Annotated in this window: 7 protein-coding genes and 2 pseudogenes; 7 read left to right on the top strand and 2 right to left on the bottom strand. The window is 56.7% G+C overall.

Annotation, left to right across the window (positions count from 1 at the left end):
- The 3 genes and pseudogenes from P3T25_RS48145 to P3T25_RS48135 all read left to right on the top strand — a co-directional run.
- Positions 1-85: pseudogene (locus tag P3T25_RS48145) on the top strand (IS5/IS1182 family transposase); the annotation flags it as partial.
- 350 nt (positions 86-435) lie between these two features.
- Entirely contained in the window at positions 436-843 is a 408-nt protein-coding gene (locus tag P3T25_RS48140) for a hypothetical protein (protein WP_429364787.1), read from the top strand.
- 317 nt (positions 844-1160) lie between these two features.
- Positions 1161-1809 (top strand): annotated as a pseudogene (locus P3T25_RS48135) (SDR family oxidoreductase).
- Positions 1810-1888: 79 nt separating this feature from the next.
- Here P3T25_RS48135 and P3T25_RS48130 read toward each other — a convergent pair.
- Positions 1889-2590 (bottom strand): hypothetical protein, encoded by a 702-nt coding sequence (locus P3T25_RS48130; RefSeq protein ID WP_429364785.1) that lies wholly within the window; start codon positions 2588-2590, stop codon positions 1889-1891.
- 940 nt (positions 2591-3530) lie between these two features.
- Between P3T25_RS48130 and P3T25_RS48125 the strand changes: the two genes are divergently transcribed.
- Complete coding sequence (locus tag P3T25_RS48125) at positions 3531-3728, top strand: hypothetical protein (protein WP_429364783.1); 198 nt, start codon at positions 3531-3533, stop codon at positions 3726-3728.
- A gap of 128 nt (positions 3729-3856) precedes the next feature.
- Positions 3857-4009 carry a hypothetical protein gene (locus P3T25_RS48120; protein WP_429364781.1) on the top strand — a complete coding sequence of 51 codons (153 nt, stop codon included), beginning with the start codon at positions 3857-3859 and terminating at the stop codon, positions 4007-4009.
- 272 nt (positions 4010-4281) lie between these two features.
- Here P3T25_RS48120 and P3T25_RS48115 read toward each other — a convergent pair whose 3' ends face one another.
- The gene (locus P3T25_RS48115; RefSeq protein ID WP_429364779.1) at positions 4282-5853 is read right to left on the bottom strand and encodes an EAL domain-containing protein; all 1572 of its coding nucleotides are present in this window, start codon (positions 5851-5853) and stop codon (positions 4282-4284) included.
- 443 nt (positions 5854-6296) lie between these two features.
- Between P3T25_RS48115 and P3T25_RS48110 the strand changes: the two genes are divergently transcribed.
- Positions 6297-7109, top strand: a complete 813-nt coding sequence (locus tag P3T25_RS48110; RefSeq protein ID WP_429364777.1) for a hypothetical protein — start codon at positions 6297-6299, stop codon at positions 7107-7109.
- A 534-nt stretch (positions 7110-7643) separates the two neighbouring features.
- Complete coding sequence (locus tag P3T25_RS48105) at positions 7644-8597, top strand: SEC-C domain-containing protein (protein WP_429364775.1); 954 nt, start codon at positions 7644-7646, stop codon at positions 8595-8597.
- Positions 8598-8788 lie beyond the last annotated feature (191 nt).

Genomic DNA, 8788 nt, shown 5'->3' with positions numbered 1-8788 from the left:
ACCCGAAACGCTTGCCGGGTTGCATTTCGTGGTCTTCGCAATGCTCATGCTCGTTCACGCGGTGCCAGTACTTCCAAGTTCCTAACACGCTCTAACGGCGTTGCACTCCAGTCTGTGCATCGCTGAATCGTTACTCCTGCTCAAGCGCCCAGCAGAAGCGCTGTCGGTCATTCACGCGGCAGCTCGCCATTACGCGAGCGGCGGCGATTGATTGCACTACGCGGCACGTGCTGGTCGAGCCTCTGGCTCCGGGCAAGTCGTGCCGGGCTTAAGCGCTTCTTAAGCTATTCCGACTATAGTGCAGACCTCTCAGGTTCTAGCTCACTCGGACGCTAGATTCTTTCAAGCCGGCTTGCGCCGGCTTTTTTTCGCGCCAAGTGTCCCAACAAGGTGTCCCAGTGTTGGGCAACCGTTCTACGATTTATTGCAGAAGCCATGAAGATCCTCGTTGTCGACAGCAATATACAGGCGGGCCGAACCGTCGCAGAGCAGGTTATTTCTATGGGACATGAGGCGGCAATCGCCTGTACCGCCACTGACGCGATCGAAATGGCCGCCGAATGGATACCCGACGCGGCGCTCCTGGATATCGGGTCGCGCGAGGATGACAGTCGTGGAGTATGCCGGACCCTGCGTAACAACCCGGACTTGTCGCGCTGCAAAATCATTGCACTGTCGTGCACATCGACTATTGACTTTCTCGCCCTCAGTCTATTCGACGCAATTCTCGAAAAGCCTGTAGATGCGCTCGCACTCGTCAGCCTTCTCGGCAACGTAGTACCACAGCCAGCTGTTCGCCATCGCATCGAATGCCCGGCTGGAATTCGCAAACGTCGCCAGTGAGCGGTTCGCCGAGCAGCAACGCCAATTGCAGAATCTGTCGACGGTGCCGCACAGCATGCCCCTGCCGCCGCGGAGACCGCCATCACCGCCCTGAAGTCTGCGATCACCGCCACGGGCACCTGGCACGAGACGACGCGCAAGGTGGCTCAGCTGGCGATCCACGTCGCAGGAAGCAACGCCGAGGCGGTGAGCACCGCGGTGTCGAAGTCGACAAAGGGGGCGGTCGAGCAAGCCACCCGCGTGGCATTGAAGTAATCACTGCCGCGACACATGGCCGTCCGTCGCGTCCCATTCAGTTCCTTGATCAGGTATAGAGCATGACGAAGCAGTTCGCGCTTGTCACGGGCGGAACCGGTGGAATCGGCGAAGCTATCAGTGTCAAGCTGCACGACGCGGGCTACAAGGTGATCGTCACGTACTCCCCGCGCAATGCCGGCATCGATGCATGGCTTTCCCGCATGGAGGCCGAAGGGCGGAAATTCCATACCCGTGCCGTCGATGTCGCCGACGATGAGTCGTGCACGAGGTGCGTCGCGAGCATTCTGGCTGAAGTGGGCCCCGTAGACATTCTGGTCAACAACGCCGGCATATCGCGACGCCATGGTCGAGCGCGGTTGGGGCCGCACTATCAATATACCGTCGAACATCGGCTCCAAAGGCGGCTTCGGTCAGACCAACTATGCGGCTGCCCAGGCCGGCATGCACGGCTACACGAAGTCGCTCGCACTGGAAGTGGCGCGCAAGGGTGTGACCGTGAACACTATCTCGCCTGGCTATCTTGTTACGAAAATGGTGATGGCGATTCCGCAGGAAATCCTGGAATCGATGATCCTTCCGCAAATTCCGGCCGGCCGCCTCGGCAAGCCGGAGGAAATCGCCGCTCCCGTTTGCTACCTGTGCTCGGACGATGCAGGTTTTGTGACCGGATCCAACATTGCCATCAACGATGGCCAGCATATGCATTGAGTCGGCTGACCGTCAGATAGCGGCGTCATCGGCACAAACCGCGCCCGTTTGTGGCGATGGGCGGGCGGCGCTGCGTCTCTTAGTCGGGCAGTTGCGCAGCCCTGAGCCGACGGGCACTCTCATCGATCCATACCCGACAGCAAAGGTCTTTGCTGTCTGCGTCTTGTGGATGAATTCGAATATGGAGAATCGCCGCTGGACCCGGAACCCCGCATACATTGCCACCGAAGCAGGCGCCGCTGGGGCCATTCAGACCGATGTCTTTGTCGTCCGTGTTTGGTAGTTCGCGAGAGAACCAGTACGCAACGAACACGGTTTTGTTCGACTTCGGCGGTAAATCGAATTTTTCCACGAAGCGTGGAGATACCGAACCATCGCCCTGCGGCGCATTCATAACGTAGGCGATGCAATCTTTCAGATGGACGTCTGACCGATTGCGGGCGATGACTGCCACATTATGGCCGCGAACCTGATCGTGAAAGGCGAAATCAGGTGAGCGAACGTCGTCTGTGACTGTCACGGCGAGTGGTCTGAGAAGTCGATGCGCCTTGAAGAAGCCAGCGAACAGATACACGACAAACCCGATCGCCCAGCTAACTACCGCTACGGCAACCTTGCTCTCGATCTGATTCGAGATCGCGCCGATTCCCACCTTCGGAAGCAGATAACCAAATACCGCAGCGCTCACCAACGTGGGCCACCCGAAAGCCCGCGCCGCAGCGTCGCGGATCGCATAGCGGCACCAATGCCACAGGAAATGCCTAGTGTTGGCGGTGTTCATCGACGTCGTATATCCCCGTATGGGCGGTCACAGCGTTTGGATCGACCGTGAACGTCAGTGTCTTCCTTCGCCAGTCAGAACCGAAATGGAATGAGCGCTCTTTTGCGTCGCCCGCACGGGCAACTCCCCAACAGTCGCCAGATCAGTCTGCGTCCAGAGAGCAATCTGCGTTTCGGCGTAACCGGGACACGATAGGGTAGACACAACGGGTGTGGTTGCAGCGACGCCGGTCGTTGTGAAATGTCTGTCGCATGGGCTGCCGTACAAAAGCTGACGATTCCGTGACACCCAACGGACCTGAGACGTGTATTCAGAGACGGTAGATGCAAAGGCTATCGACGGCAAAAGCGCAGCGATAAATCCAAGGTTTTTCATGGATATGGCGACGTCCCGACGTTTCCGAAAGTGATCACTGTGACTCATGCACACCGTGACCGAAGCGCGAACTAAGGACTCTCTACGGAATTACGGCAATGGTGGCGAAGACTTTACATTGGAAGCAGCGTATAGACGGACAGCCGTGATCCGGCGAGTCGTGCTCTTCGAGGATCACAACTATAGCCATGGCCAAACCGGCACTGTTCACGCCTACGATGCTGTCGCCCCCCTGACAGTAGCACCGGTGACAGTAGGTGCCCTCATGAGCCGCGGAATCTCGGAAGACGCCATCAGAACACAGGCCACCCGCCACGGACACTGGCATTCACGCTACGGGTATTTACCAATCAGGAAGTACGCCGGACGTCGATTTAGCAAAGTTAGAATGTTCGCTCTAAATGCACACTACAGACGCCCGGTGGCGTGCAAGGTCTGGGAGAAGGCATTCCTCGACACCGTAGGTCATATGAATTTCTGTGCAGTCGGCATTGCGACGCTGCACATCTGTTCAGCACACAGCCGTCAGTTCGAAGTCGGACCTCTTCGCACCAAGGAGACACGCATGCTAAGTCCGCATGAATTCACCACGCTGATGCTGGTAAAGGAAAAGCCCGATGAGATCGAACTGGGCCGCGCGGAGCTTCGCACCCTGCTGGAACGTCAACTAGTGATCGTCGAATTGCTGGCGTCAGGACACCGGCGACTTCGCATCACGTCGCTCGGCCATGCCGTCCTGCAAGCTGTTGCGCGGGTTCACTGAGTGCGTTCGCGCGGCCAGCATGAGATGACGGGGCTGACGGGACGCACAGCGCCGTTGCAGGAAGTCATCCCGGAAATTGACGCCAAGCGGTCGGCGCCTGCGGACCGGACCTAACGATGGAGGCTGCAATGGTCGAATCGTGGATGGGGATTGTGATCGGTACGCTCGTACTGGTGATCGCGGCGACCGAAGTGGTCGGCCACTATCGCCGCGAACATCGTCGTGCGCAGTTGCTAAGGCACCTAGACGACTGGTGCGCCTGGACCCGATCCCGGCGGTGAACGTTTCGCTGACGATGATGCGGTGAGAGAGACGGCGTCCAACACCGCCCGGTTCTCAGCACCTTTCATCGCGGGATGTCAGATCGCGTACGTTCCTGGCATCTCAGTCGGTCGGTGACTATCCATTTTATTCCGGGCCAGGAATTTCGCGACCGTGGAGCACGCATCGATGCTGCTCGCGGACCTGGATGGCATTGCCGACGCGCTGAAGAAACGACCATGAATGGATCCCTGGAGTCGTCCTCTGGCAATATCAGCCTCGATCATGCCGGTCAGGATGCCACCGTTTGTGACATGGCATGGGTTGATGAATGGCGGTACATCCGCTCGAACTCGAGAATGCTTGCCGGCCGCTGAAACAGAAAACCTTGCGCGAACCTGATGCCGAGCTCCTTCAGGGCGTCGCGCTGCTCGACTTCTTCGACGCCTTCTGCCACCACCGTCAGGTGCAGCTTGTTCGCCAGGTAGGCAATGCCTTCAACGAGCTGGCGGTCCCGGCCTGCGACACCGGCGGTGAATTGCTGGTCGATCTTGATGTAGTCGAAGGCGAAGCGCTGCAACAGCGCGAGGTTGCTATTGTCGGTTCCGAAATCGTCGACAGCGAACTTTACGCCATGAGCCTTGAGGCTCATCAGATTGTCATGGCTGGCCGAAAGGCCCGTCAGCAACCCGCGTTCAGTGATCTCGAGTACGACCTCAAAGCGGGTGGGGCTTCGCCTGAGCGTCGAACTGATATCGTGCGGGAAACAATGCATTCCGATGTGCTTCGGTGCGAGGTTGACGTTCACCCGGAAACCGTCCGGGAAGCCGCAGGCCTTCAGTTCAGCGAGCGCCGTGGCCAGCACGAACTCTGTCAAAGGCGCGATCACGGGCATCATTTCGATCTCGCCAATGAATTTGCCCGGCATGACGAGGCCCAGACGCGGATGTTTCCAGCGTAACAGCGCCTCGGCGCCGACCCAACTCCCGGTTTGGAGGTCGACGATCGCCTGGTATTCGACGTAAAACTCATTGCGCCGCAAACCCGCGCGAACCTGTCTTTCCAGGCGTTGACGGGGTGTGAAACCGGCGGCGTAGCCGGCGAGCAGTGCCACGAACAGGGAGAGTCCGATGAACAGTGCGACGATCTCGGTCGTGATCAGATCAGCGCGCGTCCTGTCGGCGTCGTGCTCCACCTGAACGAGGATTTCGCCCATGCCGGAGGCGCGGGCAGCGCTCTTGTAAAAGCGTCCGTCGCTCGTGAGGGTGCCGCCCGATCCGTCGGAGATCGACGCGCTCCTGGCGCCTGACGTTTTTGCCCGTGCAAGGATGTCGACAACGTACGCACCCTCGACCGTATACAGGATGCCGTGGCGGCGGTCGACCGGAGCATAGATCGCCATGACGGGCACGTCCGGGATCTGTTGCGTTCCGCCGAGGAAAGCGATTTGTGGGGCCTCTCCCGATGGAACAAGATACGTGGTGAGCGGGATGGACACCGGTCCGAGTCCAGTTGAACAGTACGCAGTCCCGTCCTGGACCATCATGGCGGTCCGGCGATAGGGGATGAACACGTCCCTGAGGGTGAGATTCGCCTGGACCTCCGGACACGGCCGTCCCGCGAGGTTTGCGAGTTTGCGCTCGTCAGTGCGCGTTGCCTTAACGATGCGGTCGATCGCGTCGTCAATGTCCGCGGTGACGGCCGTTTGCTGGACTTGTGCCCGTTCGGACGCGATGTGATAGCCCGCTGCCAGTGCCAGCAGGATCACCGCGACGAACAAGGCCGTTCCGAGCGCCAAGCGCCGGCGCGACGCGGTGCTTTCTCGCCACAAGACGGTCGCAGGCGTTGTGGACTCCGGGCTCATGCGGCCTCCCTTTTGCGTTTGCCGCGCGCATCGCGCGGGCCAGGCGGCAATTGGTCATCGTCCGGTAAATCGACGCTTAAGAGCAATTATATGATGTATCGCATTGCAGCGGTTTTGCGGAGCTGTCGTGCACTCGCGAGGCGCAGCTAAAGGACTCCGATGGGTCGACCAGCGACAGAGGCGGACGGCCGAGTCCACGCAGAAAAGCGTTGGCCGCCCGGATTATTTCACTAACTGTGGCAGCAGTTTTTCACTTACCTGGCACAGTTTTCACTTTCCGTGGCACGCGACAGCACCAGTTGAACCGGCACGCATCGGTTCAAACATCTTGCGGTGAGATATTGGAGCGGGCCTGTTGACCTTAAAACGGTTGCAGACTACGCTCTTCAATTATCTCGCAAACTTGCGAGGGGCGCGGAGTATTTCAGAAAACTTACACGAAAATGTTAGATACTATAGAGCCTATTATAGAAGCGACAAAAAATATTATAAATATACTTTTTTTTGTCATTATTTCAGTGGTGACCGTGCTTTCATATATTCAGGCTCGGCGGACGTTTTTTGCTCCAATTCGCACCGAGACATTCAAACTTCAGCTGAAAGCATTTGAAGAGGTTCTGCTTTTCTTTCAAAACAAATCGGAATCCGATTATGTTAATGTATTCGATTTACATACTATCGTATCCCTTAATACCCTCCGCATGGTCGATTGTTATGTTGCAGAATTCTTTCCGGACGAAATTGACATAGATCAGGTCGCGCGGGAGGAAGTATTCAGTGTGATCGTGGGGGGTACCATGAACAACGAATTTTTGAAAAAATATTACACGGTGCCGCATAGCCCAATAAGCCAGGAAGAGTACAAGGAAACTACAAAGATAACGAACCCGGCCGTGGTGTTTTCCCGATGGAAAAAATATGAACATGGCTACATTGAATTTACCGCGCAATATGTGGATCAAGTGAAGCTATTGAGGACGCTGTCTGCATCACCGCTGCTTCCAAAAGAATTGAGGGAGTTAATCGGTGATTTTGTTTCGCTGCCTGGCGCCGCCTTAGGTACTTTGGAAAGAGTTTTGACGGCGTGTTCCAAAGAAATGCCCACTCATTGTGCTACGGCTGTTGATCTGAAAAAATTCTCGGACGCGTGGATCTGGAATAAATTCAATGATGAGAAGCCAAAGTTTGAACCGCTTGCGGAAAAAATCCTGGACTACGTGAATAGTTATCTCAAAGTCGAGGATCTTATGCAATGAGGCATAGTAAAGGAGGCATTGATGTGCGTGTGTTTCAGCGCCGGTGCAGTATTTTGGGATCTCGGCCATGGAGCGCATTGATGAAGCCGCGAATCTAATTTGCACCGTCTGTGTATCGTTGGTCCGCAGACCGCTTCCATGGAACCGGACGGTCGGGCGTTCCGGCTGATTGACTGGAGTTGGCCGTCGAACCCGGTCCGACGTTAATCGAGCAAAGTCGGCCGCCATTGATCGGTTCGCGTCGGGCGGAAGTCGACCCCGAGCAGTCAGCGGCGTTAGAGTTGCTTCGATGACAGGTACCTAGTCACAACAGCCACTCGCCTATAAGCGCCGCCCCCCAGGCGATAGACGCCGCTCAGGCTTAGATTGCCTCATCAGCGCCCCGGATTGAGCAACCACAACGGCGAGAACTCTCCGAGGCTATCCGACCGAACCACTCGTCGCAAGCGATCCGGGTGATACTCAAGGTATCCGGCCACCCGGAGCAGCAATAGAATCCACCTAATAAGCAAAAAGCTACGACTCGACCCTCCTATGACCATTATCGTTACGGCAGCGAATCACGACTACCTGATGCAATTCTCAGATCGGCGCCTTTCGAGCGCTGGAGTGGTCGTGACCGATCAATCGAACAAGGCGACGGTTCTTCCTCTCGCCAACGGTCGCTTCGCCGTGGGATTCACTGGCATGGCACGAGTCGGAACGTTTGAGTTTCAGTCTTGGCTAGTTGATGCACTTTACAGGTCAGCTCCTCCCGATTATGGGATCGTGGAAACAGCCGAACGGCTGGGGAGAGAGTTGAACTCCCTCTTCAATAACCGCCGTCAGATAAGCCGTCTTTCCCCGATTCTGAAGCGTCTCACAGTGATGATGTCAGGCTATTTATACGCCGGCGCAAGGGCATACATAGGCACAATCTGGCTCACCAACTTCCAAGATTTTGTCCAAGGCGTTGACCATCCCGAAGCTGCAGAATCCTTCGATATAGCCCACGAGCTGGAACCGGAGGATTGTCCTCCGGTGCCCAGTTATATCCAACGAGTCGGGGCCTGGGACACCATGACGCAGGAAGACGAGCGAATCCTCCGAAATGTACTCGAATCTTCTCCATCTCAGATGACTATGTTGGATGCCGGAATCAATATCGTCCGTCGCATTGCGGAACGCCCCCGTTCGGGGAATAGCGTCGGAAAGAACGTGGCCGTCGTGGTTATTCCAAGGGATCGCAACTTGGAGATCTCAACGCGGATCCGACTTGGGAATGGCCGGAATGACGTTCTGTTAGTCGACTCAGTTCAAGCGGCTGTCACTCCAACTGGCGAGTCAAACTTAATCTCAATCAGGGATATAAAAATCGAAGTGCAGCAGCCGGTCGCGAATAAGGCGGCGTTCCAGGCGGTGCTTGGCCCTAACGATCCTTGCTGGTGCAACAGCAATCTGCGATTCAAGCACTGCCACGGCCGGGCGCTTAGCGCGCCCATGCGTTGAGCGTTCCTAGCCACTTCTCTATCACGAGATCCACGGAATCAGATGCGCGCCACGAAAATCGGGAAAGATCTGCTGGACACCCTTCCCTCTAAAGCGTGCCCCCTTCTATGAGCAGGAAGTTGTCAAGGCCGCTTACAAAGCGTCGATCAATTTCTTCCGCATCTCCTTGCTAGAGCGTATGGCGGGGTCAA

It is taken from the genome of Paraburkholderia sp. GAS32, assembly GCF_050434225.1.
Classification (GTDB): Bacteria; Pseudomonadota; Gammaproteobacteria; order Burkholderiales; family Burkholderiaceae; genus Paraburkholderia; species Paraburkholderia madseniana.
This window is presented reverse-complemented; position numbering and strand designations above follow the sequence as displayed.